Source organism: Enterobacter cloacae complex sp. GF14B (assembly GCF_004136805.1).
GTDB classification, from domain to species: Bacteria; Pseudomonadota; Gammaproteobacteria; order Enterobacterales; family Enterobacteriaceae; genus Enterobacter; species Enterobacter hormaechei_C.
In genome coordinates this window covers 1-26,461 of sequence record NZ_QFRV01000050.1, presented here as the reverse complement: position 1 = coordinate 26,461, position 26,461 = coordinate 1, and the positions used below count along the sequence as shown (strand labels likewise).

The 26,461-nt window shown below is 56.0% G+C and carries 24 protein-coding genes and 1 pseudogene; 14 read left to right on the top strand and 11 right to left on the bottom strand.

The window, feature by feature from the left end:
- The first annotated feature begins 2 nt into the window (after positions 1-2).
- From DD606_RS16325 to DD606_RS16305, 5 genes are read left to right on the top strand one after another with little or no spacing between them, the layout of a single operon-like run.
- Entirely contained in the window at positions 3-998 is a 996-nt protein-coding gene (locus DD606_RS16325) for a ribose ABC transporter permease (RefSeq protein ID WP_003860239.1), read from the top strand.
- 28 nt (positions 999-1,026) lie between these two features.
- Entirely contained in the window at positions 1,027-1,968 is a 942-nt protein-coding gene (locus DD606_RS16320; RefSeq protein WP_003860240.1) for an ABC transporter substrate-binding protein, read from the top strand.
- Between the two features lie 49 nt (positions 1,969-2,017).
- Positions 2,018-2,704 carry a D-lyxose/D-mannose family sugar isomerase gene (locus DD606_RS16315; protein ID WP_050871348.1) on the top strand — a complete coding sequence of 229 codons (687 nt, stop codon included), beginning with the start codon at positions 2,018-2,020 and terminating at the stop codon, positions 2,702-2,704.
- A 10-nt stretch (positions 2,705-2,714) separates the two neighbouring features.
- A complete protein-coding gene (locus tag DD606_RS16310; protein WP_003860242.1) occupies positions 2,715-3,575 on the top strand; it encodes a ketose 1,6-bisphosphate aldolase in 861 nt (286 codons plus the stop codon).
- A complete protein-coding gene (locus DD606_RS16305; protein ID WP_003860244.1) occupies positions 3,575-4,594 on the top strand; it encodes a carbohydrate kinase family protein in 1,020 nt (339 codons plus the stop codon). The genes DD606_RS16310 and DD606_RS16305 overlap by 1 nt, the downstream gene beginning before the upstream one ends.
- Here the strand turns inward: DD606_RS16305 and DD606_RS16300 are convergent.
- The gene (locus DD606_RS16300) at positions 4,576-5,307 is read right to left on the bottom strand and encodes a response regulator (protein WP_003860246.1); all 732 of its coding nucleotides are present in this window, start codon (positions 5,305-5,307) and stop codon (positions 4,576-4,578) included. The two genes, DD606_RS16305 and DD606_RS16300, sit on opposite strands and share 19 nt — an antisense overlap.
- Positions 5,308-5,563: 256 nt before the next feature.
- Here DD606_RS16300 and fdhF point away from each other — a divergent pair, with 256 nt between their 5' ends.
- From fdhF to DD606_RS16285, 3 genes are all read left to right on the top strand, one after another.
- Positions 5,564-7,711 (top strand): formate dehydrogenase subunit alpha, encoded by a 2,148-nt coding sequence (gene fdhF, locus DD606_RS16295; RefSeq protein ID WP_077870377.1) that lies wholly within the window; start codon positions 5,564-5,566, stop codon positions 7,709-7,711.
- 321 nt (positions 7,712-8,032) lie between these two features.
- Entirely contained in the window at positions 8,033-8,185 is a 153-nt protein-coding gene (locus DD606_RS16290) for a Hok/Gef family protein (protein ID WP_003860252.1), read from the top strand.
- Positions 8,186-8,306: 121 nt separating this feature from the next.
- The gene (locus tag DD606_RS16285) at positions 8,307-8,981 is read left to right on the top strand and encodes a tetratricopeptide repeat protein (RefSeq protein ID WP_003860254.1); all 675 of its coding nucleotides are present in this window, start codon (positions 8,307-8,309) and stop codon (positions 8,979-8,981) included.
- An 83-nt stretch (positions 8,982-9,064) separates the two neighbouring features.
- Here DD606_RS16285 and gltP read toward each other — a convergent pair whose 3' ends face one another.
- A complete protein-coding gene (gene gltP / locus DD606_RS16280; RefSeq protein WP_048241532.1) occupies positions 9,065-10,378 on the bottom strand; it encodes a glutamate/aspartate:proton symporter GltP in 1,314 nt (437 codons plus the stop codon).
- Between the two features lie 423 nt (positions 10,379-10,801).
- On the opposite strand from gltP, the gene acs reads away from it, so the two are divergent.
- The 3 genes from acs (at position 10,802) to actP (ending at position 14,810) form a co-directional block, all read left to right on the top strand.
- Positions 10,802-12,760 carry an acetate--CoA ligase gene (gene acs, locus DD606_RS16275; protein ID WP_022650235.1) on the top strand — a complete coding sequence of 653 codons (1,959 nt, stop codon included), beginning with the start codon at positions 10,802-10,804 and terminating at the stop codon, positions 12,758-12,760.
- An 89-nt stretch (positions 12,761-12,849) separates the two neighbouring features.
- The gene (locus tag DD606_RS16270) at positions 12,850-13,164 is read left to right on the top strand and encodes a DUF485 domain-containing protein (protein WP_032608251.1); all 315 of its coding nucleotides are present in this window, start codon (positions 12,850-12,852) and stop codon (positions 13,162-13,164) included.
- Entirely contained in the window at positions 13,161-14,810 is a 1,650-nt protein-coding gene (actP, locus tag DD606_RS16265; protein ID WP_045346544.1) for a cation/acetate symporter ActP, read from the top strand. Before DD606_RS16270 ends, actP begins: the two co-directional genes overlap by 4 nt.
- A gap of 33 nt (positions 14,811-14,843) precedes the next feature.
- Here the strand turns inward: actP and DD606_RS16260 are convergent, their stop codons facing one another.
- Complete coding sequence (locus DD606_RS16260) at positions 14,844-15,533, bottom strand: LrgB family protein (RefSeq protein WP_032661181.1); 690 nt, start codon at positions 15,531-15,533, stop codon at positions 14,844-14,846.
- The gene (locus DD606_RS16255) at positions 15,526-15,936 is read right to left on the bottom strand and encodes a CidA/LrgA family protein (protein WP_003860266.1); all 411 of its coding nucleotides are present in this window, start codon (positions 15,934-15,936) and stop codon (positions 15,526-15,528) included. Before DD606_RS16255 ends, DD606_RS16260 begins: the two co-directional genes overlap by 8 nt.
- 102 nt (positions 15,937-16,038) lie before the next feature.
- Here DD606_RS16255 and DD606_RS16250 point away from each other — a divergent pair, with 102 nt between their 5' ends.
- A complete protein-coding gene (locus DD606_RS16250) occupies positions 16,039-16,920 on the top strand; it encodes a LysR family transcriptional regulator (RefSeq protein ID WP_003860268.1) in 882 nt (293 codons plus the stop codon).
- A 59-nt stretch (positions 16,921-16,979) separates the two neighbouring features.
- Here the strand turns inward: DD606_RS16250 and DD606_RS16245 are convergent, their stop codons facing one another.
- From DD606_RS16245 to soxR, 4 genes are all read right to left on the bottom strand, one after another.
- Positions 16,980-18,626: a Na+/H+ antiporter gene (locus tag DD606_RS16245; protein ID WP_003860270.1), complete on the bottom strand. Its 1,647-nt coding sequence runs from the start codon at positions 18,624-18,626 to the stop codon at positions 16,980-16,982.
- Between the two features lie 152 nt (positions 18,627-18,778).
- Complete coding sequence (gene ghxP / locus DD606_RS16235; RefSeq protein WP_023315228.1) at positions 18,779-20,128, bottom strand: guanine/hypoxanthine transporter GhxP; 1,350 nt, start codon at positions 20,126-20,128, stop codon at positions 18,779-18,781.
- Between the two features lie 294 nt (positions 20,129-20,422).
- The gene (locus DD606_RS16230; RefSeq protein ID WP_003860274.1) at positions 20,423-21,094 is read right to left on the bottom strand and encodes a glutathione S-transferase family protein; all 672 of its coding nucleotides are present in this window, start codon (positions 21,092-21,094) and stop codon (positions 20,423-20,425) included.
- A gap of 310 nt (positions 21,095-21,404) precedes the next feature.
- On the bottom strand, positions 21,405-21,863 hold the full coding sequence (soxR, locus tag DD606_RS16225) for a redox-sensitive transcriptional activator SoxR (RefSeq protein ID WP_003860275.1): 459 nt from the start codon (positions 21,861-21,863) through the stop codon (positions 21,405-21,407).
- A gap of 98 nt (positions 21,864-21,961) precedes the next feature.
- On the opposite strand from soxR, the gene soxS reads away from it, so the two are divergent.
- A complete protein-coding gene (gene soxS, locus DD606_RS16220; protein WP_003860277.1) occupies positions 21,962-22,288 on the top strand; it encodes a superoxide response transcriptional regulator SoxS in 327 nt (108 codons plus the stop codon).
- Positions 22,289-22,294: 6 nt separating this feature from the next.
- Here the strand turns inward: soxS and DD606_RS16215 are convergent, their stop codons facing one another.
- Positions 22,295-23,860, bottom strand: a complete 1,566-nt coding sequence (locus tag DD606_RS16215; protein ID WP_003860279.1) for an EAL domain-containing protein — start codon at positions 23,858-23,860, stop codon at positions 22,295-22,297.
- Positions 23,861-24,125: 265 nt separating this feature from the next.
- The gene (locus DD606_RS16210) at positions 24,126-25,526 is read right to left on the bottom strand and encodes a sensor domain-containing diguanylate cyclase (RefSeq protein ID WP_003860281.1); all 1,401 of its coding nucleotides are present in this window, start codon (positions 25,524-25,526) and stop codon (positions 24,126-24,128) included.
- A gap of 443 nt (positions 25,527-25,969) precedes the next feature.
- On the opposite strand from DD606_RS16210, the gene DD606_RS16205 reads away from it, so the two are divergent.
- Positions 25,970-26,251: a YjcB family protein gene (locus DD606_RS16205; protein WP_003860282.1), complete on the top strand. Its 282-nt coding sequence runs from the start codon at positions 25,970-25,972 to the stop codon at positions 26,249-26,251.
- A 61-nt stretch (positions 26,252-26,312) separates the two neighbouring features.
- Here the strand turns inward: DD606_RS16205 and ssb1 are convergent.
- A pseudogene (ssb1, locus tag DD606_RS16200) lies at positions 26,313-26,461 on the bottom strand (single-stranded DNA-binding protein SSB1); the annotation flags it as partial.

Here is a 26,461-nt window from a genome sequence, read left to right as displayed (position 1 = left end):
TTATGACAACTCCAACCCATCCGCAGCAGGTGGCGAAATCCGCCTCTGCCAAAAAAATGCTGATGAGCGATCTGATGCAAACGATCGGCATTTTGCCGATTTTAATCCTGATTGTGGCTGTATTTGGCTTTATCGCTCCGAACTTTTTCACAGAAAGTAACCTGCTCAATATTACCCGGCAGGCGTCGATCAACATTGTTCTGGCGGCCGGGATGACCTTCATCATCCTGACCGGCGGGATTGACCTCTCCGTGGGCTCGATTCTGGGCACCACGGCGGTGGCGGCGATGGTGGTCTCGCTTATCCCTGAATTTGCGATGCTCTCCATTCCGGCGGCGCTAATGCTCGGTATGGTACTGGGGCTGTTCAACGGCGCGCTGGTGGCCTTCGCCGGACTTCCGCCATTTATCGTCACGCTCGGCACCTACACGGCGCTGCGCGGCGCGGCCTACCTGCTGGCGGACGGCACGACGGTCATTAACTCCAACATCAACTTCGAGTGGATCGGCAATAACTACCTCGGCCCGATCCCCTGGCTGGTTGTGATCGCCCTGGCGGTGATTGTGGTGTGCTGGTTTATTCTGCGTCGCACAACCCTCGGCGTTCACATCTATGCGGTCGGCGGCAATATGCAGGCGGCGCGCTTAACGGGCATTAAGGTCTGGCTGGTGCTGCTGTTTGTCTACGGCATGAGCGGCCTGCTCTCCGGTCTCGGCGGCGTCATGAGCGCTTCACGTCTCTACAGCGCCAATGGCAACCTCGGCACGGGGTATGAGCTGGATGCAATTGCGGCGGTGATCCTCGGCGGCACCAGCTTCGTCGGCGGGATCGGCACGATCACCGGCACGCTGGTCGGTGCCTTGATCATCGCCACCCTCAACAACGGCATGACGCTGATGGGCGTCTCCTACTTCTGGCAGCTGGTGATCAAAGGGGCGGTGATCATCATTGCGGTGCTGATCGACAAATACCGTACCCGACACCATCAAAGTGCATAACAACAATACCCTACGTGAGGAATACAGCATGAGATTGAAGCCCTTAGTGACCGCGCTCTGTGCTGGCGCGCTGCTGGCCGCAACCCCGTTTGCGCAGGCAAAAGATCTGAAATCCATCGGCGTGACGGTGGGCGACCTGGCTAACCCGTTCTTCGTGCAGATCACCAAAGGTGCCGAGCTGGAAGCGCGCAAGCTGGCGGGGGACAACGTCAAGGTGACGCTGGTCTCCAGCGGGTACGATCTGGGCCAGCAGGTGTCGCAGATTGATAACTTCATTGCGGCGAAAGTGGACATGATCATCCTCAACGCCGCGGATTCCAAAGGGATCGGCCCGGCGGTAAAACGCGCCAAAGAGGCGGGGATCGTGGTCGTGGCGGTTGACGTGGCGGCGGAAGGAGCCGATGCGACCATCACCTCCGATAACACCCAGGCGGGTGAGATGGCCTGTAAGTACATTACCGACCGCCTGAAAGGTAAAGGCAACGTGGTGATCATCAACGGGCCGCCGGTTTCTGCGGTACAAAACCGCGTGGAGGGCTGCCAGACCGAGTTCAGGCGCCACCCGGATATCAAAGTGCTCTCGGATAACCAGAACGCCAAAGGCAGCCGTGAAGGCGGGCTGGAGGTCATGACCTCCCTGCTGGCGGCTAATCCGAAGATAGACGGCGTATTCGCGATTAACGATCCTACCGCGATCGGCGCCGATCTGGCCGCGAAGCAGGCGCAGCGCAACGAGTTCTTTATCGTTGGTGTGGATGGCAGCCCGGACGGTGAAGAAGCCCTGAAGCGCGAAAACTCCCTGTTTGTGGCGACGCCAGCGCAGGATCCGCAGGTGATGGCGGCGAAGGCGGTGGAGATCGGCTATGACATTCTTCAGGGCAAACCTGCGCCGAAAGAGCCTGTGCTGATCCCGGTGACGATGATCGATAAAAAGAACGTCGGCACGTATAAGGGGTGGACGGTTAAATGATCCTTTTCCCTCTCCCACCGGGAGAGGGAACTGTTTTCAAGGAGTCCCCATGAAACGCTCCGACATCAATGAAATCCTCGGCCATACGCGGCAGTTCTTCTCCATGCACGACGTGCATCTCCCGCCTTTTGCCAGCTTTCCGCCGACAAAATGGCAGCAGCTTGACCAGGCCGCATGGCAGGAGGTGTTTGACCTCAGACTCGGCTGGGACGTGACGGCATTTGGTGGCAACAACTTCGCTGCACAGGGGTTAACGCTGTTCACCCTGCGCAACGGCTCCCCCAACGGCGTGCCCTATGAAAAGTGCTATGCCGAAAAAATCATGCACGTCCGCGACGGCCAGGTGACGCCGATGCATTTTCACTGGCGCAAGCGGGAGGACATCATTAACCGCGGCGGCGGGAATCTGATTATTGAGTTATGGAATGCGGGCGCGCATGAAGAGACCGAAAACACCGACGTGACCGTTACCGTCGACGGCTGTCGGCAGACGCACGCGCCCGGCAGCCAGCTGCGCCTCACACCAGGGGAGAGCATCTGCCTGACGCCCGGCCTGTACCACAGTTTCTGGGGTGAACGCGGCTTTGGCGACGTGCTGGTGGGCGAAGTGTCGTCGGTCAATGACGATGAACACGACAACCACTTTTTACAGCCCATTGACCGCTACAACACCATTGAAGAAGACGAACCGGCGGTGCTGGTGCTGTGCAACGAGTACAACCTGTTTCGGATATAAGGAGTGAATGATGCCATTGATTTCTCTTGCCGATGGTCTGGCCCACGCCAGGGAACACCGCTACGCCCTGGGCGCGTTCAACGTGCTCGACTCCCACTTCCTGCGTGCGCTGTTTGCCGCCGCGAAACAGGAACGCTCGCCGTTCATCATCAACATCGCCGAAGTGCATTTTAAGTACGTGTCTCTGGAGTCGCTTGTCGAAGCAGTGAAGTTCGAAGCCGCCCGTCACGATATTCCCGTGGTGCTTAACCTCGACCACGGGCTGCATTTTGAGGCCGTCGTGCGCGCCCTGCGCTTAGGGTTCAGCTCGGTGATGTTCGACGGCTCGACGCTGAGCTATGAGGAAAATATCCGCCAGACGCGGGAAGTGGTGAAGATGTGCCATGCGGTGGGCGTCTCGGTAGAGGCGGAGCTGGGCGCGGTCGGGGGTGATGAAGGGGGTGCGCTTTACGGGCATGCGGATGAAGCCTTCTTCACCGATCCGCAGCTGGCGCGCGAGTTTGTCGATTTAACCGGTATCGACGCGCTGGCGGTCGCCATTGGCAACGCGCACGGCAAATACAAGGGCGAGCCGAAGCTTGATTTCCCGCGTCTGGACGCCATTCGACAGCAGACGGGCCTGCCGCTGGTTTTACACGGCGGCTCTGGCATAAGCGATACTGATTTCCGCCGCGCCATCGAGCTGGGCATTCATAAAATCAACTTTTATACCGGCATGTCGCAGGCCGCGCTCGCCGCCGTTGAGCAGCGCATGGCAAACCGCCAGCCGCTGTACGATGAATTTGCAGAGCTGCTGCTGGGCATTGAAGAGGCCATTACCGATACGGTTGCGGAACAGATGCGCATCTTCGGCAGCGCGGGGCAGGCATAATGGAACGCAAAGGGATTATCGCCGCAGGCAACATGCTGGTGGATCACGTCCACCAGATCGTACAGTGGCCGGAGCGCGGCTGGCTGGCGGAAATCACCCACAGTGAGCGCTCAACCGGCGGTGCGCCGCTCAACGTTCTGCTGACGCTGGCGAAAATGCACGTCGGCCTGCCGTTACAGGCGGTGGGGCTGATTGGGGAAGACAGCGACGGAGACTATATTCTGGCGATGCTCGACCAGTATCACGTCAATCGCCAGCGCGTGCAGCGTACAACGTTCGCCCCAACGTCGATGTCGCAGGTGATGACCGACCCCAGCGGACAGCGCACTTTTTTCCACTCGCCGGGCGCCAACCGCCTGTTGGATCTTCCCGCCTTCGATCGTTTAGACGGATCGCTGAAGATCTTCCATCTCGGCTACCTGCTGCTGCTCGACAGCCTGGACATGCCGGACGAGGAATTTGGCACCCGCAGCGCGCGGTTACTGGCACAGATGCGCGATCAGGGGTATGAAACCTCGCTCGATCTGGTGTCCCGCAAGGGCGATCCGCGCTATCAGCCGCTGGTGCTCCCTGCCCTGCGCCATCTTGATTATCTGGTGATTAACGAGCTGGAAGCCGGTGAGTTTAGCGGGCTTGAGATCCGTGACGGCCATGATGCGCTGAACATGGCCCATATCGCCGACGCTGCCACACAACTGCTGGCGGCAGGCGTGCGACAGCGGGTGGTGATCCACTGTCCGGAAGGGGCATGGGGTGAAGCGCCGGGTGAAAAAGGGCAATGGGTTCCGTCGTGGAAGCTGACGCAGGACGAGATTATCGGCAGCGTCGGCGCGGGCGACGCGTTTTGCGCGGGCTTTTTATACGGCTGCCATGAATCCCTGCCGCTGACGGAGAGTATTTATCTGGCGCACGCCTGCGCGCGGGCCAGCCTGCTGGCGGCTAATGCAATTGACGGCGCGAAAACGCTGGCCGAGCTTCAGGCGTTTATTCAGGAGAACGGTCAGGCGGCTTTCTCATGATGGGAAACGTCCGTGGCAAAAACATAGCCCAGACCGCGAATGGTTTTGATCAGCAGAGGCTGGTGCGGATTGACCTCAATTTTTCGCCGTAGCCGCATGATCAACACGTCGATAGTGCGGTCAAAGACCTCGGCGCTTTCGCTGTGGGTCAGCTTCAGCAGCTGTTCACGACTCAGTACCCGGCGGGCGTTTTGCGTTAATGCCAGCAGCAGGCCATATTCGCCTTGTGTTAACGGCACGGTATTACGCTGCGGATCGCTCAGCTCGCAGCGGGTGGTGTCCAGCGTCCAGCCGTTAAAGGCAATACCTTCAACGCGCGGCGCGGCAGGCTCCGCGTCCAGCGCGCCGGTACGCCGCAGCACCGCCTTAACGCGGGCGACCACCACGCGCGGATTGAACGGTTTTCCGATGTAATCATCAGCGCCCATTTCCAGCCCGACGACCACATCTGATTCACTTCCCAGCCCCGTCAGCATTACCACCGGTAGCGATGGTCGCTGCTTTTGCAGTTGCAGTAAAACCTGTAATCCGTTGATATCCGGCAGCATCATGTCCAGCAGAACCAGCGCAATGCCGGAGTCCTGCTGGACACGGTTCACCGCGTCCTGCCCAGAGTGACACGTCAGTACGGTAAAGACGTGCTCGCTGAGCACATCCTGTAGCAGTTCGCAGACTGCGACATCATCGTCAACCACCAGAATCGCCGGTTTCATCGCATGCTTCCGTCAGGGAATTATGTTAAGTCTGAACCATTCTGCCGCCGGCTCCAGCCGAATTGTTTTTTACGTGACGGAAATTCAATCCATGTCACATCCCCTGCCCTTTCGACACGTCAATTTTGACGATTGGCTGTTTTTCGTCAGGGTTTTGCCCCGCAAAGGGTCGTAAAGTCAGGAAATACCCATAATAAAAACATGGCATAGAAGCTGCATATTGGGCAGGTAAGAACTGTTTAACTGGAGCAAAGTGATGAAAAAAGTCGTCACGGTTTGCCCTTATTGTGCCTCAGGTTGCAAGATCCACCTGGTGGTCAATAACGGCAAAATCGTCCGGGCGGAAGCGGCGCAGGGTAAAACCAATCAGGGCACGCTGTGCCTGAAAGGATATTACGGCTGGGATTTTATTAACGATACCCAAATCCTCACCCCGCGCCTGAAAACCCCTATGATCCGCCGCGAGCGCGGCGGCAAGCTGGAAGCCGTCTCCTGGAATGAAGCGCTGGATTACGTCGCCACGCGCCTCAGCGCCATCAAGGCCAAGTATGGCCCGGATGCGATTCAGACCACCGGCTCCTCACGCGGAACCGGGAATGAAACCAACTATGTGATGCAAAAATTCGCGCGCGCCGTTATTGGTACCAATAACGTCGACTGCTGCGCTCGCGTCTGACACGGCCCATCGGTTGCAGGTCTGCACCAGTCGGTCGGTAACGGCGCAATGAGTAATGCCATCAACGAGATAGATAATACCGATCTCGTCTTCATCTTTGGTTATAACCCGGCGGATTCTCACCCTATCGTCGCGAACCACGTTATTCGCGCTAAACAGAATGGGGCGAAAATCATCGTCTGCGATCCGCGCAAAATTGAAACCGCGCGCATTGCGGATATGCACATTGCATTGAAAAACGGCTCAAACATCGCGCTGTTGAACGCGATGGGGCACGTCATTATTGAGGAGAACCTGTACGATCAGGCGTTTGTCGCGACCCGTACAGAAGGCTTTGAAGAGTATAAGAAAATAGTCGAGGGCTATACGCCTGAATCCGTCGAAGCGATAACCGGCGTCAGCGCGCAGGAGATTCGTCAAGCGGCCAGAATGTATGCCGGGGCGAAAACCGCCGCTATTCTGTGGGGCATGGGTGTGACCCAGTTCTACCAGGGCGTGGAAACCGTGCGCTCGCTCACCAGCCTCGCCATGCTGACCGGCAATCTGGGTAAAGCGCATGTGGGCGTGAACCCGGTGCGTGGTCAGAATAACGTGCAGGGTGCGTGTGATATGGGCGCGCTGCCGGACACCTATCCGGGCTACCAGTACGTCAAATTCCCGGAAAACCGCGAGAAGTTTGCGAAGGCCTGGGGCGTGGAGAGCCTGCCGGCACACACCGGGTATCGCATCAGCGAGCTGCCGCACCGCGCGGCGCACGGTGAAGTGCGTGCGGCCTACATCATGGGTGAAGATCCGCTCCAGACCGACGCCGAACTGTCCGCAGTGCGCAAAGGCTTTGAGGATCTGGAGCTGGTGATTGTTCAGGATATCTTTATGACCAAAACCGCGGCAGCGGCGGATGTGATTTTGCCGTCGACCTCCTGGGGCGAGCATGAAGGTGTCTATACGGCGGCAGACCGCGGCTTCCAGCGCTTCTTCAAGGCCGTCGAGCCGAAATGGGATCTGAAAACGGACTGGCAGATCATCAGCGAAATCGCCACCCGCATGGGCTACCCGATGCACTACAACAACACCCAGGAGATCTGGGACGAGTTGCGGCATCTGTGCCCGGACTTTTATGGGGCAACCTATGAAAAAATGGGTGAGCTGGGCTACATCCAGTGGCCGTGCCGGGATGAGTCAGAATCCGATCAGGGGACGTCATACCTCTTTAAAGAGAAGTTCGACACCCCGAACGGGCTGGCGCAGTTCTTCACCTGCGACTGGGTCGCGCCGATCGATAAGCTCACCGACGAGTATCCGATGGTGCTCTCCACCGTGCGTGAAGTGGGCCACTACTCCTGCCGTTCCATGACCGGCAACTGCGCCGCGCTGGCGGCGCTGGCGGATGAACCGGGTTACGCGCAGATCAACACCGCCGATGCCGAACGGCTCGGTATTGAAGATGAAGCGCTGGTGTGGGTGAATTCGCGTAAAGGCCGCATCATTACCCGCGCGCAGGTCAGCGACCGTCCGAACAAAGGGGCAGTCTATATGACCTACCAGTGGTGGATTGGCGCCTGCAACGAGCTGGTGACCGAGAACTTAAGCCCGATAACCAAAACGCCGGAGTATAAATACTGCGCCGTAAACGTGGAGCCCATTGCGGATCAACACGCTGCGGAACAGTATGTGATCGACGAATATAACAAGCTGAAAGCCCGACTGCGCGAAAGCGCAATGGGTTGAAGCCGTTAATTTATCGTTGAATAAAGGGAGTGATATATTCACTCCCTTTTTATTTCCGATTAATTCATAAGAAATAGAAATTATTATTCTGGAAAGCGGCTCGCAGAAATAATGTAATTTACGCAGAATAGAATTACATCTTTGCATTTTAATTCAGAGGGATAAGATGTGCGGCGGGTGCTTAAGACTTTCTGTCTTGAGCATTGTTGAGGGACAGAAAGTAGAAAGCCCCGGGAAATTTTCATTTACCCGAGGCTACTCCCTCAACTCCAACAAGTTGAGAGTAGCCTCTTATTCTTTTTTTGACAAGGAGTAAAAGGCATGACGCCTTTAAAAACTGCGTTAGGCATCGTCTTTATTGTTTGCCTGACGATAGTGATCTTTACCTTTATTACTCGCGGCAGGCTCTGCGAGTTTTCAATAAAGAGTGAACATCAGGAGGTGGCGGCGAAATTAGCCTGTAACGCAGGCTAACCTCTTCGGGCGGAACGCGTGTTCCGCCCGGCTTGTGGGATGCTGAGGTCTTAACGCACCCGTTTTTTTCTTCTGTCGCCGCGATTATACTGCGCGGCGTGTACCCAGATGATAAGAATCCATGAAAATCCTTTTTCTGATGTTGTTATTTTTAACCGCGTTTGCCCATGCCGATGAGATAGGCAGCCAGTATAAAAAGCAGGCTGAAGCGGGCGATGCGCGCGCGCAGTATTATCTCGCCGATACCTGGTTCAGTTCCGGCGACAGCGCGCAGGCGGCGCTGTGGGCGGAAAAAGCGGCAAAAGGCGGTGATGTCGACGCCATGGCGCTGCTGTCGCAAATCCACTTTTCGCAGGGTGACTATGCGCAGGCTAAAGCCCTGGCTCAACAGGCAAACATTGCGGGCAGCAAACGCGGCGCGATCATGCTGGCGCGTGTGCTGGTGAACACGCAGGCGGGCAAAACCGACTACCCGCAGGCCATCGCACTGCTGCAATCGGCGACCGAAGACATCGATAGCGACTCGGCGGTAGACGCGCAACAGCTGCTGGGGCTGATCTATGCCAACGGCGTTGAAGTTCCTCAGGATGACGTGCAGGCCGCATCGTGGTTCAAGCGGAGTTCGGCTCTGTCCCGGACGGGCTATGCGGAGTACTGGGCAGGAATGCTGTTCAGGCAGGGTGAGAAAGGCTTTATCACACCGAATAAGCAGAAAGCGCTTTACTGGTTAAACCTGAGCTGTACCGAAGGGTTTGATACCGGGTGTGAAGAGTTTGATGCATTGAGCGGGGAGTAAATTGTTGCCCGGTGGCGCTGCGCTTACCGGGCCTACGGCTTATGTAGGCCGGGTAAGACGAAGCCGCCACCCGGCTTTTTACATCACTGGTCAGCCGTTTTATCAAAACGACCCAGTACCTCGCGTTCATACGCCAGCGCTTTTTTACGGTCGAACTTGTGTTCCCACTTAGCGATTACCAGCACCGCCAGCGCATTACCCACCACGTTCAGCGCGGTACGCGCCATGTCGAGGATACGGTCCACACCGGCAATAAACGCCAGGCCTTCCAGCGGAATACCGACGCTGCCCAGCGTCGCCAGCAGCACCACGAAGGAGACGCCCGGCACGCCTGCGATCCCTTTTGAAGTCACCATCAGCGTCAGAACCAGCACGATTTCCTGCCACAGCGACAGGTCAATGCCGTACAGCTGCGCGATAAAGATCGCTGCAATACTCTGATACAGCGTTGAACCATCCAGATTGAAGGAGTAACCGGTCGGTACAACGAAGCTGGTAATGGACGCCGGCGCACCGTAGGCCTCCATCTTCTCAATGATACGCGGCAGTACGCTCTCGGAGCTTGCCGTGGAGTACGCCAGAATCAGCTCATCCTTCAGGATGCGGATCAGGATCCAGATGCTGAGCCCGCACAGGCGCGCCACAATGCCCAGCACCACCAGCGCGAAGAACAGAATCGCGAAGTGCACCAGAATCACCAGCTTCGCCAGCGGCCACAGGGAGGCAAAGCCGAAGTTCGCTACGGTCACCGCAATCAGCGCGAACACCCCGACCGGCGCATAACGCATCACCATGTGGGTGACTTTGAACATGGTTTCGGAGATAGAGCGGAACACGGTCACCAGCGGTTCACGGTGCATCGCGGGCAGGGAAGAAAGCCCCAGGCCAAAGAGTACCGAGAAGAAGATGATCGGCAGCATCTCGCCCTTCGCCATGGACGCGATAATGTTGGTCGGTACCAGCGAGAGAATAGTCCCCATCAACCCATGCGAATGGCTCTGCACATCGGCGGTTGTGCTTTGGTATTTCGAAATATCCACCGTCGCCAGCTGCGACATATCGATCCCGGCACCAGGCTGGAACACGTTCGCCAGGGTGATGCCAAGTACGATGGCAACCGTGGTGATCACTTCGAAATAGAGAATGGTTTTAACGCCGATGCGGCCTAACTGTTTCGCATCACCAACACCCGCGATACCGACTACCAGCGTCGAGATCACAATCGGCACAACAATCATCTTGATCAGATGAATAAAGATATCGCCCGCAGGGGAGAGAAGGTTCGCAATCAGCCACTCGCGGCTGTCGCTATGATAATGGAGGTAACTGCCCAGCAAGATGCCCAGCACAAGGGCCAGCAGGATCTGCCAGGCCAGGCTGACTTTCAAATTTTTCATAGAAACTGACTTCCTCAATGAAATCTCCGCACCATCAAAACTGCATGAATATGGAGACATACTGAAAGGGTATGAATTGTGTTGCGTTGGTTTATGGGATTTTTTAACGCGCCGTATGAGTATCATTTGCACGGCATGCTGCGCAAGCCTTAAAGAACAAGGCATTTCACTGCAAAAAGTGTCATTGACGGTAATTTATAGCAATTCGCATAAATAACCGTTTGTTATACAAAATATTTTCACTTCAAAAAAGTGAATAATTCTTCAGATGAATTATTTCCCTTCAAAGTTTCATTCGCTCAATTTTCATACTCTTCAGACATTGCGTGATCTGTCGCCCAAATACTAAACAAAGCTTGTAAAGCCCCTACTATTAACGTTTTTGCGACATATTATTAACATCTTACAAGGAGAAAAAAAGCCATGAGCCAAATACACAAACACGACATTCCCGCAAACATTGCGGACCGTTGCCTGATAAGTCCGGAGCAGTACCAGGAGAAATACCAGCAGTCCGTTTCCAGCCCTGACGCGTTCTGGGGTGAGCAGGGTCACATCCTCGACTGGATCAAACCTTATCAGAAGGTAAAGAACACCTCTTTCGCGCCGGGCAACGTCTCCATTAAATGGTATGAAGACGGCACGCTGAACCTGGCGGCGAACTGCCTGGACCGCCATCTTGCCGAACGCGGCAACGAAACGGCCATCATCTGGGAAGGCGACGATGCCTCTCAGAGTAAACACATCTCGTATAAAGAACTGCATCGCGACGTGTGCCGCTTTGCCAACGTGCTGCTGGCCCAGGGCATTAAAAAAGGCGATGTAGTGGCGATCTATATGCCAATGGTGCCGGAAGCGGCGGTGGCTATGCTGGCCTGCGCGCGCATCGGCGCGATCCACTCCGTTATCTTCGGCGGCTTCTCGCCGGAGGCGGTTGCCGGGCGTATTGTCGACTCGAATTCGAAGCTGGTGATCACCGCTGACGAGGGCGTGCGCGCCGGGCGCGGTATTCCGCTGAAGAAAAACGTTGATGAAGCGCTGAAAAACCCGAACGTGAAATCCATCAGTAACGTCATTGTCTTCAAACGCACGGGCGGCAAAATCGACTGGCACGAGGGGCGTGACCTGTGGTGGAGCGATCTGATTGAAAAAGCGAGCGACCAGCATCAGCCGGAAGAGATGAACGCGGAAGATCCGCTGTTTATTCTTTATACCTCCGGCTCCACCGGTAAGCCGAAAGGCGTGCTGCATACCACCGGCGGCTATCTGGTTTACGCGGCCACCACCTTTAAATACGTTTTCGACTACCATCCGGGCGACATCTACTGGTGTACCGCCGACGTGGGCTGGGTCACCGGCCACAGCTACCTGCTGTACGGCCCGCTGGCCTGCGGCGCAACGACGCTGATGTTTGAAGGCGTACCGAACTGGCCAACGCCGGCGCGTATGTGCCAGGTGGTTGATAAGCATCAGGTCAACATTCTCTACACCGCGCCAACGGCGATCCGTGCGCTGATGGCGGAAGGCGATAAAGCCATCGAAGGGACCGACCGCTCTTCCCTGCGCATTCTCGGCTCCGTGGGCGAGCCAATCAACCCGGAAGCCTGGGAGTGGTACTGGAAGAAGATCGGCAACGAGAAGTGCCCGGTGATGGACACCTGGTGGCAGACCGAAACCGGCGGCTTTATGATCACCCCGATGCCGGGCGCCACGCAGCTGAAAGCCGGTTCGGCCACCCGTCCGTTCTTCGGGGTACAGCCTGCGCTAGTGGATAACGAAGGCAATCCGCAGGAAGGCGCCACCGAGGGCAATCTGGTGATCGTCGATTCCTGGCCTGGCCAGGCGCGTACCCTGTTCGGCGACCACGAGCGGTTCGAGCAGACCTACTTCTCGACCTTCAAAAACATGTACTTCAGCGGCGACGGCGCGCGCCGGGATGAAGACGGTTATTACTGGATCACCGGACGCGTGGACGACGTGCTGAACGTCTCCGGCCACCGTCTGGGCACCGCGGAGATTGAGTCTGCGCTGGTGTCGCATCCGAAGATTGCCGAAGCGGCGGTTGTCGGCATTCCGCACAACATCAAGGGCCAGGCGATCTACGCCTACGTCACCCTGAACCACGGCGAAGAGCCGTCGCCAGAGCTGTATACCGAGGTGCGCAACTGGGTGCGTAAAGAGATCGGCCCGCTTGCCACGCCGGACGTGCTGCACTGGACCGACTCGCTGCCGAAAACCCGTTCCGGCAAGATTATGCGCCGTATCCTGCGCAAAATCGCGGCAGGCGACACCAGTAACCTCGGTGATACCTCAACGCTCGCGGATCCTGGCGTGGTGGACAAACTGCTCGAAGAGAAGCAGGCCATCGCAATGCCTTCATAATTTTTTTCTCCCTCTCCCCTCACCCTAACCCTCTCCCCATAGGGGAGAGGGGATAAAACAAACCAACCTTACTTCTGGAGATTTCTGTGATGAATAACGATATTTGTCAGCAGATAGAGAATAGTGCGCACTACAGGGAGCTGGTCGAAAAACGGCAACGGTTTGCCTTCTTGCTTTCCATCATCATGCTAATTATCTACGTCGGCTTTATTCTGCTGATCGCCTTTGCGCCGCACTGGCTGGGCACCCCGCTGCATGAGGGTACCAGCGTCACGCGCGGTATTCCGATTGGGATTGGCGTTATCATCATTTCGTTTGTGCTCACGGGTGTGTACGTCTGGCGTGCGAACGGTGAATTCGATCGTCTTAACAGAGAAGTTCTGCGCGAGGTAAAAGCATCATGAAGAGAATTCTGACGGCGCTCGCCGCCACACTTCCCTTTGCTGCCCATGCAGCAGATGCCATTACCGGCGAGGTCCAGCGCCAGCCAACCAACTGGCAGGCGATTATCATGTTCCTGATTTTCGTGGTGCTGACGCTGTATATCACCTACTGGGCGTCGAAACGCGTGCGCTCCCGTAACGATTACTACACCGCGGGCGGCAACATCACCGGCTTCCAGAACGGTCTGGCGATTGCGGGAGACTTTATGTCTGCCGCCTCGTTCCTTGGGATCTCCGCGCTGGTGTATACCTCAGGGTATGACGGCCTGATCTACTCCCTCGGCTTCCTTGTCGGCTGGCCGATCATTCTGTTCCTGATTGCCGAGCGCCTGCGTAACCTGGGGCGCTATACCTTTGCTGACGTCGCCTCCTATCGCCTGAAGCAGGGGCCGATTCGTACCCTCTCCGCCTGCGGTTCGCTGGTGGTGGTGGCGCTGTACCTGATTGCGCAGATGGTGGGCGCGGGTAAGCTGATCGAGCTGCTGTTCGGCCTGAACTACCACATCGCGGTGGTGCTGGTGGGCGTGCTGATGGTGATGTATGTCCTGTTCGGCGGCATGCTGGCCACCACCTGGGTACAGATCATCAAGGCGGTACTGCTGCTGTTCGGCGCCAGCTTTATGGCCTTTATGGTGATGAAGCACGTTGGGTTCAGCTTCAATAATCTGTTTACCGAAGCCATGTCAGTGCATCCGAAAGGGGAAGCGATCATGAGCCCGGGTGGGCTGGTGAAAGATCCGATATCCGCGCTCTCGCTCGGTCTCGGCCTGATGTTCGGTACCGCAGGTCTGCCGCATATCCTGATGCGCTTCTTCACGGTGTCAGATGCGCGTGAAGCGCGTAAGAGCGTGTTCTACGCCACCGGGTTTATGGGCTACTTCTACATTCTGACCTTTATCATCGGCTTTGGCGCGATCATGCTTGTGGGGGCGAACCCGGCGTTTAAAGACGCGGCGGGCGCGCTTATCGGCGGTAACAACATGGCGGCGGTGCATCTGGCCGACGCGGTGGGCGGCAACCTGTTCCTCGGCTTTATCTCTGCCGTGGCCTTCGCCACCATCCTCGCGGTGGTTGCAGGGCTGACGCTGGCCGGCGCGTCGGCGGTCTCGCATGACCTCTACGCCAACGTTTTCCGTAAAGGCGCGAGCGAGCGCGATGAGCTAAAAGTCTCCAAAATCACCGTGCTGGTGCTGGGCGTCGTCGCCATCCTGCTGGGGATTTTGTTCGAGAAGCAGAACATCGCCTTTATGGTCGGGCTGGCCTTCTCGATTGCGGCAAGCTGTAACTTCCCGATCATTCTGCTCTCAATGTACTGGTCAAAACTGACCACCCGTGGGGCGATGATTGGCGGCTGGCTGGGGCTGCTGACGGCGGTGATCCTGATGATTCTGGGCCCAACGATTTGGGTGCAGATCCTCGGTCACGAAAGCGCTATCTTCCCGTATGAATACCCGGCGCTGTTCTCCATTGCCGTGGCGTTTATCGGTATCTGGGTCTTCTCGGCTACCGACAATTCGCCGGAAGGTAACCTGGAGCGTGAAAAATTCCGCGCCCAGTTTATCCGCTCGCAAACTGGCCTGGGCGTTGAGCAGGGCCGCGCGCACTAAGCCTTTTCTCCCCGGTCGCTCTGGCCGGGGAGCTTAAAACATCACCCACGCCACCAACGGTGCGATCAGCACCATCGTGACGCCCGAAAGCATCATCACCAGGCTCGCGACAACGCCCTCCTGCTGTCCCAGCTCATAGGAGCGTGCCGTGCCCGCGCCGTGCGACGCCGCGCCAAATCCCGCGCCTTTGGCCATTCCTTCCCGAATAGAAAGCCGCAGAAACAGCATATCGCCCACCGCCATCCCAAAGACGCCCGTCACCACCACAAACAGCGCCACCAGATCCGGCTGGCCACCGAGCGGTTTGGCGGCTGCCAGCGCAAACGGCGTGGTCACCGAACGCACCGCCAGGCTGCGCTGGATTTCATCCGACAGGGTAAACAGCCGCGCCAGCCAGACCGAGCTGCTCACCGCCACCACCGTCGCGGTGACGACGCCCGCGCTGAGCGACATCCAGTGGCGTCTGATAATAGCGAGGTTGTCATAAACGGGTACGGCGAAGGCGATGGTCGCCGGGCCGAGCAGCCACAGCAGCCAGTGGGATTCGCCAATGTAGTTCTGCCAGGAGATATGGCCGAAGACCAGCATCAGCACCAGCAGGATCGGCGTAAAGACCAACGGCATCAGCGGCAGCGCGCGAAAGCGGCGATACAGGCGCTTGTTGGCAAAGTAGATGACGACTGTCGCAATCAGGCACAGCAGGCTTATCTGAAAGTTAGTCATGCTTCTGCCTGCTGATTTCAAAGCGATACACCTTATCCACCACCCAGGCGGTGGCGCCCAGCACCATCAGCGTGCTCAGGGCGATAACCGCAAAGATGCGCCAGCCGTCGACCATCAGCAGTTGTGCATAATTCACCACCGCCACCACGGCCGGCACAAAGAACAATAGCATCTCCGCCAGCAGCCAGCGCGCCCCGGCGCGCACCCAGTTAAGGGGCAACGCGCGAGAGAGGATCAGCGTCAGCATCAGCACCATCCCCACCAGGTTGGCGGGTAAAGGCAGATGCAGCCAGTCGACAAGATATTCCGCGAAAACAAACAGTCCCGCGTAGAGCAGTACCTGAACCGGTACCTGAAGTCGTTGCACAACGGCAGGCGTAACACGGCTTAACGCCACGGCCATGGGGGTTTTCCTCAGAAATGAGACGAGGCGCCAGTATAGTGAGCGTACGGTATCGACTGAAATGAATTAAAATCATCGAAGGTATAGTTTCGAGGAATAATCATGGACATAAGAACGCTGCGCTATTTTGTCGAGGTGGTTCGCCAGCAAAGTTTTACTCGCGCAGCGGAGAAGTTATTCGTAACCCAGCCGACCATCAGCAAGATGCTGAAAAACCTCGAAGATGAGCTGAACTGTACGCTGCTGATCCGCGACGGGCGCAAGCTACTGCTGACCGATACCGGTCGCGTAGTGTTCGAGCGCGGGCTGGCCATTCTGGCAGAGTTCCGCCAGCTGGAGGCCGAGCTTGGGGACATCAACCACCTGACAAAAGGGCTGCTGCGGCTCGGTATTCCGCCGATGGTCGGCATGATGATGGCCGGGCCGATAAGCTTGTTTCGCCAGCGCTACCCCGGCGTTGAGCTAAAAATTTCTGAATTTGGCGGCCTGACCGTGCAGCAGGCGGTGATGAACGGTGAACTGGACGTGGCCATGACGGCCCTTCCCGTAGAGGAGGAAAGCGGCCTGGCGACGCTGCCGCTGTTCAGCCACCCGCTGTGCGTGCTGGTGCCGCGCTCCGGCGACTGGCTGAAGATAGACTCAGTAAAACCCGAGCTGCTCGGCGAACACCCGCTGCTGATTTACAACGAAGATTTTGCCTTAAGCCGCCAGCTGATGGCGCTGTTTAACCAGCACAACGTAAAGCCGCGCATTGCGGTGCGCAGCGGCCAGTGGGATTTTCTGGCGGCGATGGTACAGGCGGGCGTGGGGATTGCCATTCTGCCGCAGCCGATCTGCGAGCGGCTGGATAAAAACACGCTGCGCTGGATCCCGCTGGAGAGCGACCTGCACTGGCAGCTGGGGATGATCTGGCGTGAAGGGGTCTATCTGTCGCACAGCGCGCAGGCGTGGTTGCAATGCTGTGAGGGGTTTTGGGTGCCCTGACCCCTCACCCCAACCCCTCTCCCCATAGGGCGAGGGCTAGGGTGAGGGGGCAAAGCGCGCTACTGATTCTCTATCAACAACGCTTCCAGCAGGTCCAGATCGTGCAGCAGCTTTTGCAGCGTCTCGTTACTGATCTGCCGCGTCGCGCGCAGGTGATACAGCTCGGCACGCTCGGAGCGCAGCGCCGCCAGGCGGAAACGGCGTTCGAGGTTCTCTTCCTGCAACGAACTTTCCACGTCGTTACGTCCGTCAGCACGGCGACGCAAATTACCAATCACGCGTGAACTGACTTCCTTCAGCAGCTGGTTATCAATGTTCTCTTCGGCATCGGCGGCCAGACGCTCCTCCATTTTCTCGATGGCGACAATCGCCACTTCCGCCGTCGCCGCACGGGCAATCCGCTCTTCTTTGTGCTGCTGCGAGGAGTCACCCGCGTCAATATGTTGCAGCAGAATCGGCAGCATAATCACGCCGACAAACAGCGAGAAGAGGATCACGCCTGCCGCCAGGAACACCAGCTCGTAGCGCGCCGGGAAGACGTCGCCCGTCGGCAGAAGCAGAGGAATGGAGAGCACACCAGCAAGGGTGATCGCCCCGCGAACGCCCGCGAAAGAGGCAATCAGCAGCTCGCGCGTGGTCCACGAGCCAAACTCCATCGGCTTTTTGGTCAGGAAGCGAACGCTGAATTTCTTCATCGTCCACAGCCAGCCGAAACGCACCAGCATCAGTGCAAGGTAGATGAGCACGATATCGGTAAACAGCATCCAGACTTCAACGTTTGGATCCGCTTCGGCCGCAATCAGCGAGGATTCCATAATGCCCGGCAGTTGCAGGCCCAACAGCAGGAACACCATGCCGTTAAACACAAACTCGAGCATAGCCCAGGTACTGTTCGCGCGCAGGCGCATCGCCAGCGGCGCGCGCCGCATAACGCCGGAGCGGGTGATGGTCATCCCCGCGGCTACCGCCGCCAGAATGCCCGACACGCCAATGTGTTCGGCAATCAGGTAAGAGGCAAACGGCAGCAGGAACAGCAGGACGATCTGCGTCGCCGGTTCATCACCACCCCAGCGGCTAAGGAAGCGCAGCGAGCGTCCGTACAGCCAGCTCACTACGAAGCCCGCGAGGATACCGCCAATCGCCACCTTGAAGAATTCCAGGGTCGCGCCGCCGACGGTAAAGACCATGGTGCCCATGGCAACCGCCACGGCAAACTTCAGGGCGACCAGGCCAGAGGCGTCGTTCATCAGCGCCTCGCCCTGCAAAATGCCCATGATTTTCTTTGGAATGCGCCCTTCACCCACAATGCCGGACAGCGCCACGGCGTCGGTAGGCGACAGCACGGCAGCCAGCGCAAAGGCGGGGATGAGCGGGATCCCTGGTACGGCCCAGTAGATCAGGAAACCAATCCCGACCACGGTGACGACCACCAGCGCCAGCGCCAGGCCGAAGATCTCTCGCCCGTGCTCCAGAAATTCGCGCGTCGGCGTTTTCCAGCCATCGGCAAACAGCAGCGGCGGGATAAACAGCACGAGAAACAGTTCCGGATCGAACTCCACGTGCAGACCGAACGTCGGCCACGCCAGCAGCGCGCCGATAGCTATTTGCATTAAGGGCAGGGGGACCTGGAAGGGCAGTACGCGTGTAACCACCCCGGATAATGAGACCACAAGGGTCATGATGAGTATTGTGAAGAAAATTTCCATGCGTTCCCTGTTTGCTGTGTTTCTTATAAGCCAAACCTGAGGCGTCGTGCCTCTTATTCTATCCTCTCCAGAGTAACGTAAAAGGCAACAGGATGAGTCCTGAAAATAAAAACGGGCGGCCTTAGCCACCCGTTTTCGCATAAAAAGTCAATTCAGATGGCCCAGCCGCCCGCGTAGAACGCCACCAGCGCAACGGCGATGACCACGGTCCCAATGTTCAGCTTGCGCCACTCACCGGAGACCAGACGCCCAATCACCAGCGAGGCGAAGCCGATCATAATGCCGGTCACGATGTTACAGGTCAGCACGATGAATACCGCAGTGATCAGGCCGGACATGGCATCTACAAAATCCGCGAAGTCGATTTTCGCCACGTTGCTCAGCATCAGCAGGCCAACGTACATCAGCGCAGGTGCGGTCGCGTAAGCTGGCACCAGATAAGAGAGCGGAGAGAGGAACAGGATCAGCAGAAACAGTACGCCAACGGTGATGGCCGTCAGGCCGGTTTTACCGCCCGCCGCCGTACCCGCTGCGGACTCGATGTACACCGCCGCAGGCGCCGCACCCACCAGACCAGAGAAAACGCTGCTCAGGGAGTCGGTGGTCAGCGCTTTGCCGCCGTCAATAATCTGTCCGTCTTTATCCAGCAGGTTCGCCTGACCGGCCACCGCGCGGATGGTGCCGGTGGCGTCAAAAACCGCGGTCATTACCAGCGCCAGCACGCTTGGCAGGATCACCGGGTTCAGCGCGCCCACAATATCCAGGCTGCCAATCAGGGAGTTGCCTTTATCATCGCTCAGCGACGGCATGGCGAAAATCCCGGAGAAATGAACGGTCGGGTCGAAGATCAGGCCGACGATGGACACGCCGATAATGGTCAGCAGAATGCCGCCCGGCACTTTCAGTTTTTCCAGGCCAATGATCACCGCCAGACCCACCAGCGACATGATCACCGGGAAGCTCGCGAAGTTACCCAGCGCAACCGGCAGGCCGTCCAGCGGGTTCTTGATGACCAGGCCGACGCCGTTGGCAGCGATCAGCAGCAGGAACAGACCAATACCGATGCCGGTGCCGTGCGCCACGCCCTGCGGCAGGTTGCGCAAAATCCAGCTACGAATGCCGGTTGCTGAAATTACGGTGAACAGCACGCCCATCAGGAACACGGCGCCGAGCGCTACCGGGACGCTGATCTGCTGGCCCAGCACCAGGCTGAAGGCGGTAAATGCGGTCAGGGAGATGGCGCACCCGATCGCCAGAGGCAGGTTCGCCCACAGGCCCATCACAATCGAACCCACACCCGCAACCAGGCAGGTGGCAACGAAGACCGCCGCTGGCGGGAAGCCCGCTTTGCCGAGCATGCCCGGCACCACGATGACGGAGTACACCATCGCCAGAAACGTGGTCAGACCGGCAACAACTTCCTGGCGCACGGTGCTGCCGCGAGCAGAAATTTTAAACATGGCGTCAAGTGAACCGCCGGTACGCGCAGATGGCGTAGACATAGAAAACATCCCCTGAGAGTTTTTTAGGAAGTCCGTAAGCGAGGTGGAGACGCCACTGCCAGCTAAACGTCAAATCCTTGTGTTGCGTTTGCGACGAAAGGGCGTCACAGAAAAAGCAAACGTTTAGCTCCGCGCTTACAAACGGGTGGTCAAATTAAGGCAAACGATTATCTAGCCTAATACCCGCCCTTTTCAACTGAACTTTCTCGTTTTTCGCTAAAATTGCCTCATGACGATGAAGAATTAAGCAGAGGATGCGCAAACGTTATCGTCCATGCGCAATTTCGTTAAATTTCATCCCTCGCCGGGGATCGTCAGTGGGCCGCCTTTCGCAAGCGTTGTCTGCCAGCCCGGACGTGCCTCCACTCTCTGTTTCCACGCCGCTATGTGGTCGAGATTGTCGATGCCGCCTCTCGCCAGCAGGGCGAAGAGGGGAAAACTCATCTGGATATCAGCCATGGTCAGCGTGTCGCCGGCAAACCAACTGTTTTCGGCAAGATGATCGTTAATAAAGCGCGCATGCGTTTCCAGCTGGCGGTTGAGATACGCTTTTTGCACCCCCTGCCCCAGCGCCTTACCCAGCGTGCGCAGGCCAAACGGGACGGGTGGTTTGCCGAGGCTGTTAAACACCAGCTTCATTAACAGTAGCGGCATCAAAGACCCTTCGGCGTAATGCAGCCAGAAGCGATACTGCACTTTATGGGCGGGATCTAACGGTTTGAATCGTGACGCCGAATCGTACGTTTCCTGAAGATATTCCAGAATCGCACCTGATTCGGCCAGAACCAGTCCGTTATCTTCGAGTACCGGGGATTTTCCCAGCGGATGCACTTTTTTGAGCGAGTCTGGCGCGAGCATGGTTTTTTCGCGCTGGTAGCGCACGATGTCGTACGTCAGACCCAGCTCTTCCAGCGCCCAGAGGACACGATGTGAACGAGACTGATTAAGGTGGTGGACCGTTAGCATGATGTTCTCCGATGATTCATACTTTTTAACTATAGAAAACTGAACAACTTCACGAAAAAAATTCGGCTAAAATCTCACCGTCTCCGGTGGCAAAAACGGCGGCCGGGCATAAAATTAAAGTGTCAGTACAAACCGGAACCTCCTTCACAAGCTCGACACGAGGGGTACTGATGTCGGGGGAAACCCTCCCGTGAGCCAGCGGGATAGAGAGAAAGACAAAGACCGGAAAAAACTAAAGCGCCCTTAGTGGCGCTTTAGTTCTTTATGTTTGTTGCCGGGTGGCGGCTGCGCCTTAACCGGCAAACACCTCTCAATCCTCCTCCAGCAACCGTGCCCCTGTTCCCTGCTCGCCCAGCCTGTCACCCGGGTTACGCAGCGGGCAATCGCTACGTGATAAACACCCGCAACCAATGCAGCCATCCAGTTCATCGCGCAGGGCCACCAGCGTGTGAATACGACGATCCAGTTCTTCTCGCCACTGGGACGACAGCTGCTTCCACTCTTTCGCGCTCAGCGAGTGTCCTTCCGGCAATACGCCGAACGCGTCACCAATGGTGGCCAGAGGAATGCCGATACGTTGCGCAATTTTGATAATCGCCACGTAGCGGAGCACATCGCGCGTGTAGCGCCGCTGGTTTCCGGCGTTACGGATACTTTTTATTAACCCTTTGCTTTCATAGAAGTGGAGCGCCGACACCGCCACACCGCTTCGCTTAGCCACTTCACCGGGGGTTAACAGTGCTTTGATGCGCGGTAATCTCTTTTCCATAAAACCTCTTTACCTCAAGTTAACTTGAGGAATTATACTCCCCCGCAGAGAAAATGACGAATCAACCAGGACAGATGTCTCCACAGAGGGGTAACCTTATGTCGCATCAGCAAATTATTCAGACACTTATTGAATGGATTGATGAACATATCGACCAGCCGTTGAACATTGATGTGGTCGCTAAAAAGTCGGGCTATTCGAAATGGTATTTACAGAGAATGTTCCGCACCGTAATGCATCAAACGCTGGGTGATTACATTCGCCAGCGCAGGCTCCTGCTGGCGGCGCAGGCGTTACGCTCAACGCAGCGGCCCATTTTTGATATCGCAATGGATCTGGGCTATGTGTCGCAGCAGACCTTTTCCCGCGTCTTCCGCCGCGAGTTTGACCGTACGCCGAGCGACTACCGCCATCAGCTCAATTAATGCGTGTTAACGCAAGGGTTGCTGCTGCCAGGCCATAAATGCCTGGGGCGGCATCGCTTTCGCGAAGTGCCATCCCTGGCAATACTGTACGCCACGCTTCAGCAGCCAGCTCACCTGCTCCCCCGTCTCGACCCCTTCCGCAATGGTTTTCAGCCGCAGGCTTTGCGCCATCTCAATGATGTGCTCGGCAATCAGGTGGCTGGTGCTGTTGGTGGTTAAGGTATCGATAAAGGATTTGTCGATTTTCAGGATATCGACGTTCAGCGAATAGAGGTTATGCAGGTTAGAGTAGCCGGTTCCGAAATCATCAATCGCCACTTCATACCCCGCCTGACGAAACGCCTGAATGACCGGCGTGGTTTTCGGCACGTCAATAAACCCCCGCTCCGTCACCTCAATTTTGATTTGCTGCGCTCGAACCGAGTAAAAGCGGGCTTTGTCGGAGATCAGGGCGATAAGACGCGAAGAGTGGAAATCTGACGCCGACAGGTTAATCGAGACATACAGATCGGGATGAGCGGCAAGAAAATGCCCCAGATCGCTGAACACCTCCTCCACGACGTAATCCGTAATGCGCTCAATCATCCCCTCTTTTTCTGCCAGAGGAATAAATTCCGCCGGGCTCATAACCTGACCGTTGAATCCAGGCCAGCGCAACAACGCCTCTGCCCCCACGCATTGGTTATTTTTAATATCAATAATGGGCTGATAATGGACGCACAGCTGGCGTTTATTCAGCGCCCGGTGCAGAAGTCGGCCAGGCGAATTGAATTCACGGTGTGTACGCGACCACACCAGCAGAATAATAATGCTGCAAATTATCCCTAGCGGTAGCGTCAGGGTAGCCTGATGATAAAGCGTTTTATAAAAACGGGCACTGGAGGTTGAAACGATGGCCGCAATGGGCCGCTGCTCTGATTTTACGATCGTATAAAAACGGTCATCTTTCTGAAAAGTCGTTTCCTGATGTCGAAGCATCGAATGCAATAAAGAAATATTGGCTTTCTGGCTCACAGAAAAGAATGCATTGCTGACGGTGTCATACACTCCCCACGACAGGGAACGATCGTCTGACATCACCTCACTGTACGAAAGCGGGTTGACCACTGCGACATAATTTCCGCGCTGCATATATATCATTTTATAACCATTAAAAAATGGTGTATCGCGAAAATAATAGATAGCAACGTCGGGTTTACGTGTGTAATTGGCAGCGGGGATGATGTAAGGGTGTTCCGGCGTAAAAAGGGTCGAGCAGAGAAAGTCCTGGCCATCAGCATAAATTAAATCGGCAACAAAAAGGCGACCGCGGGAAACGTTCAACATATATTGACGATGCTCCGGCGTACACACTTTGCCCTGATATTTTTCCGCGTCTTTCCGGGCCAGGTCAACCTGTTGAATAACCCGTTCAGTTTTATTTAAAGCAAGTTCAGCAAACGTGCGCAGCTGGGCGCTGATTTCCGACACTGCACTAAGCTGGGCAAACCATAGCGCAAGCATCACCGGCAGCATAACTACCATGATAATCCCGACCACTTTGAGCATTTTGCGCCGCGCGCTACGATTCATTTCCCGCTCTGTATCCCTGCATGTTGTACGCCTGTAGCAATGAAGACCGGCTGCTTTGATAAACAGGTGATTACGTTGCATGAATCATAGGAAGTTAGCAACTGACTTTTGGTATTAAAAATCCTAAAATTCGTGATGCCGATAATATTTTCCCGTAAGCCAAACTAAAAGTATTCATTTCGTTTCTGATAAGGAAAATAATTACCCGCGACAGGTGTGGAAAATTCGCTGGCTGAAATAGCCTGCTCTTTGTTCTTATGCTGATTTATAAATAATCAGACGCCAGGACCGTTTTTCCTCTTCCCGTACGCTTGGCGTCATATAATGCCTTATCGGCACGCATCAGTATGGCAGAAGTATCTCGTTGCCCCTGACAGACTTCAACCACCCCGGCGCTGAAGGAGAGTACCAGCGTTTTATCGCCCACACGCAGCGGTTTTGAGATCAGCGCGGCACGCAGGCGAGAAGAGAGCAACGTAGCGGCCATACCATCCGTACGCGCCAGCAGAAGAACAAACTCTTCGCCCCCCACCCGTCCCAGCGCTGACCCGGCCGGGCTCACCTCGCGAATACGGTCGCAAAAGTGAATCAATGCCGCATCGCCAACCTGATGTCCCCACCGATCGTTAATCTGCTTGAAATAATCGAGATCGAACATCAGGAGACAGAAGTGGCTACTGACATCCTGCGGCGAACTGGCTGCCAGCGCCATTTTGAGCTGCTGTAAGATTGTCGAGCGATTCAGACAGCCCGTCAGATCGTCCGTGGTGGCTTTGACGGTCAGCTGCTGTTCTGCTTTTTTACGTTCGGTGATATCCAGGCCAATATTGAGAATGGAGTTATCCGGCAAAAGGATGTTTGACCAGAGAATCGTTAACTGCGTCCCGTCTTTACGCACCGGGTGCCATTCGTACATATCCTTAAGTGGTGCGAAACGAACCGACTCCTGCACGCGCTGTCGCTCCTCGGGATCCGGATAAAACAGGGCCAGCGGATCGGGGTGCTCGTCGATTTCAGTCATACTCCAGCCAAAGACTTTTTCGCATTCGGCATTCCACAATACACACCGGTTATGCCTGTCAAAGGCGTTCATTAATACCGGCGCACGCTCAAATAAGGTTTTATATTGCGTGACGACGCGCTGCATTTCTTGCGCCGTTTTTTCCCGCACGATGATGTCATCAAAATAATCTTTTAGCTTCTCAACCAATACCACCACGATATTTTTCAGTATCGGCAACGAGGTAAGTTTTCCATTAAAAGCCAAAAAGAAATAACCACTGCACTGTCTGCCATGCGCTGAGAGTTTACACAGGACGCCGCTTTGCAGCCGCGCATAGCCCGGGTGCTGAGGGGAAAATACCGCCCGGCCAATATGCGCTTTCCAGTAGATAACCCGCCAGGCGCGGTGATGCCGCTGCAACAGGGTGCTGGCAAGAAAATCCGCCACGTTGAAGGCGTGACACGTCACGTCGCCGGCACAAACCACGCGCGGCCCGTCTGCGGATTCGACACTGACCCACGAGAGATTTGCCCCCAGAGCGCTGTTGATGGTTTCCAGCATTTCCACCGGCGAACACTGCGCGTTGAGTTGCGGCATCAGCTTCGCCAGGGCGTGCAGCGCCTGCATGCTGTCGTTAATAATCTCGCGTCTTTGTTCTTTCATTATCTTTTCGCAGGTCATTAATCGAGAGAGCAACCGCAATAACTCATATCTGAATAAAAGAATAAGACCACGAAATCAAAGAGCATGCTGAGTGTAAAACAAAGAATATAAAATCCAAAAAAGGCAATTAATTCAATGCGATGAATTATTTCTGCGGGTACATTTATTGTTCCACACAAGCATAATCCATAGACATACTGCTGTAAACGCTATACAGCCGAAGGTGTTTTGCAAAGGTTTTGCTATCTGAATGAATTAAAAATAAAAATTCCGACCAGACGCGGATACGAGCGACGACGATATATTTTCCCTGGTAATAAACCCACTTTTACCTCACGCGGATACTGGCTAATAAAACAGCAAATGTGATATAGTTCACACATCTTATGTAACGAGAAACATTGTTTCATTCCAGTTCGTCTGTTTTGTCGAGGATGAGTTTTATGGCAACCATTACCACCAGCATGGTGCTCCTGCGCTGGCCGTTGTTGAGCGCGGTTTTGATGTTCCTGGCCAGCACGTTAAACATTCAGTTCCGAAAGTCCGACTACGCAGGTCTTGCTGTGATTAGCACCCTGTTAGGGTTAGGCGCCGCATGCTGGTTCGCAACAGGTTTGCTCGGTATTACGCTGGTGGATATAGCCGCCGTCTGGGAAAACATTAAAGTGGTGATGGTTGAAGCCATGAGCCACACCCCACCAGACTGGCCGATGGTGATTACCTGATAGCCTGTTATAAAAAAACCCAGACATTGTCTGGGTTTTTTGTGTTTCACGCGTCTGGATATCAGAACGGGATATCGTCGTCGAAGTCCATTGGCGGTTCGTTAGACGGTGCCGGAGCAGACTGCTGCTGCGGACGGGACTGCGCGCCGCCGCTAAACTGATTGCCACCCTGCGGCTGCTGAGGCTGGCCCCAACCGCCCTGCTGCTGGC

Excerpts from the sequence above, each read along its gene's own strand:
- DD606_RS16325 (WP_003860239.1), top strand. The coding sequence starts at position 3 with ATGACAACTCCAACCCATCCGCAGCAGGTGGCGAAATCCGCCTCTGCC.
- DD606_RS16320 (WP_003860240.1), top strand. The coding sequence starts at position 1,027 with ATGAGATTGAAGCCCTTAGTGACCGCGCTCTGTGCTGGCGCGCTGCTG.
- DD606_RS16315 (WP_050871348.1), top strand. The coding sequence starts at position 2,018 with ATGAAACGCTCCGACATCAATGAAATCCTCGGCCATACGCGGCAGTTC.
- DD606_RS16310 (WP_003860242.1), top strand. The coding sequence starts at position 2,715 with ATGCCATTGATTTCTCTTGCCGATGGTCTGGCCCACGCCAGGGAACAC.
- DD606_RS16305 (WP_003860244.1), top strand. The coding sequence starts at position 3,575 with ATGGAACGCAAAGGGATTATCGCCGCAGGCAACATGCTGGTGGATCAC.
- DD606_RS16300 (WP_003860246.1), bottom strand. The coding sequence starts at position 5,307 with ATGAAACCGGCGATTCTGGTGGTTGACGATGATGTCGCAGTCTGCGAA.
- DD606_RS16290 (WP_003860252.1), top strand. The coding sequence starts at position 8,033 with ATGACGCCTTTAAAAACTGCGTTAGGCATCGTCTTTATTGTTTGCCTG.
- DD606_RS16285 (WP_003860254.1), top strand. The coding sequence starts at position 8,307 with ATGAAAATCCTTTTTCTGATGTTGTTATTTTTAACCGCGTTTGCCCAT.
- gltP (WP_048241532.1), bottom strand. The coding sequence starts at position 10,378 with ATGAAAAATTTGAAAGTCAGCCTGGCCTGGCAGATCCTGCTGGCCCTT.
- acs (WP_022650235.1), top strand. The coding sequence starts at position 10,802 with ATGAGCCAAATACACAAACACGACATTCCCGCAAACATTGCGGACCGT.
- DD606_RS16270 (WP_032608251.1), top strand. The coding sequence starts at position 12,850 with ATGAATAACGATATTTGTCAGCAGATAGAGAATAGTGCGCACTACAGG.
- actP (WP_045346544.1), top strand. The coding sequence starts at position 13,161 with ATGAAGAGAATTCTGACGGCGCTCGCCGCCACACTTCCCTTTGCTGCC.
- DD606_RS16260 (WP_032661181.1), bottom strand. The coding sequence starts at position 15,533 with ATGACTAACTTTCAGATAAGCCTGCTGTGCCTGATTGCGACAGTCGTC.
- DD606_RS16255 (WP_003860266.1), bottom strand. The coding sequence starts at position 15,936 with ATGGCCGTGGCGTTAAGCCGTGTTACGCCTGCCGTTGTGCAACGACTT.
- DD606_RS16250 (WP_003860268.1), top strand. The coding sequence starts at position 16,039 with ATGGACATAAGAACGCTGCGCTATTTTGTCGAGGTGGTTCGCCAGCAA.
- DD606_RS16245 (WP_003860270.1), bottom strand. The coding sequence starts at position 18,626 with ATGGAAATTTTCTTCACAATACTCATCATGACCCTTGTGGTCTCATTA.
- ghxP (WP_023315228.1), bottom strand. The coding sequence starts at position 20,128 with ATGTCTACGCCATCTGCGCGTACCGGCGGTTCACTTGACGCCATGTTT.
- DD606_RS16230 (WP_003860274.1), bottom strand. The coding sequence starts at position 21,094 with ATGCTAACGGTCCACCACCTTAATCAGTCTCGTTCACATCGTGTCCTC.
- soxR (WP_003860275.1), bottom strand. The coding sequence starts at position 21,863 with ATGGAAAAGAGATTACCGCGCATCAAAGCACTGTTAACCCCCGGTGAA.
- soxS (WP_003860277.1), top strand. The coding sequence starts at position 21,962 with ATGTCGCATCAGCAAATTATTCAGACACTTATTGAATGGATTGATGAA.
- DD606_RS16215 (WP_003860279.1), bottom strand. The coding sequence starts at position 23,860 with ATGAATCGTAGCGCGCGGCGCAAAATGCTCAAAGTGGTCGGGATTATC.
- DD606_RS16210 (WP_003860281.1), bottom strand. The coding sequence starts at position 25,526 with ATGAAAGAACAAAGACGCGAGATTATTAACGACAGCATGCAGGCGCTG.
- DD606_RS16205 (WP_003860282.1), top strand. The coding sequence starts at position 25,970 with ATGGCAACCATTACCACCAGCATGGTGCTCCTGCGCTGGCCGTTGTTG.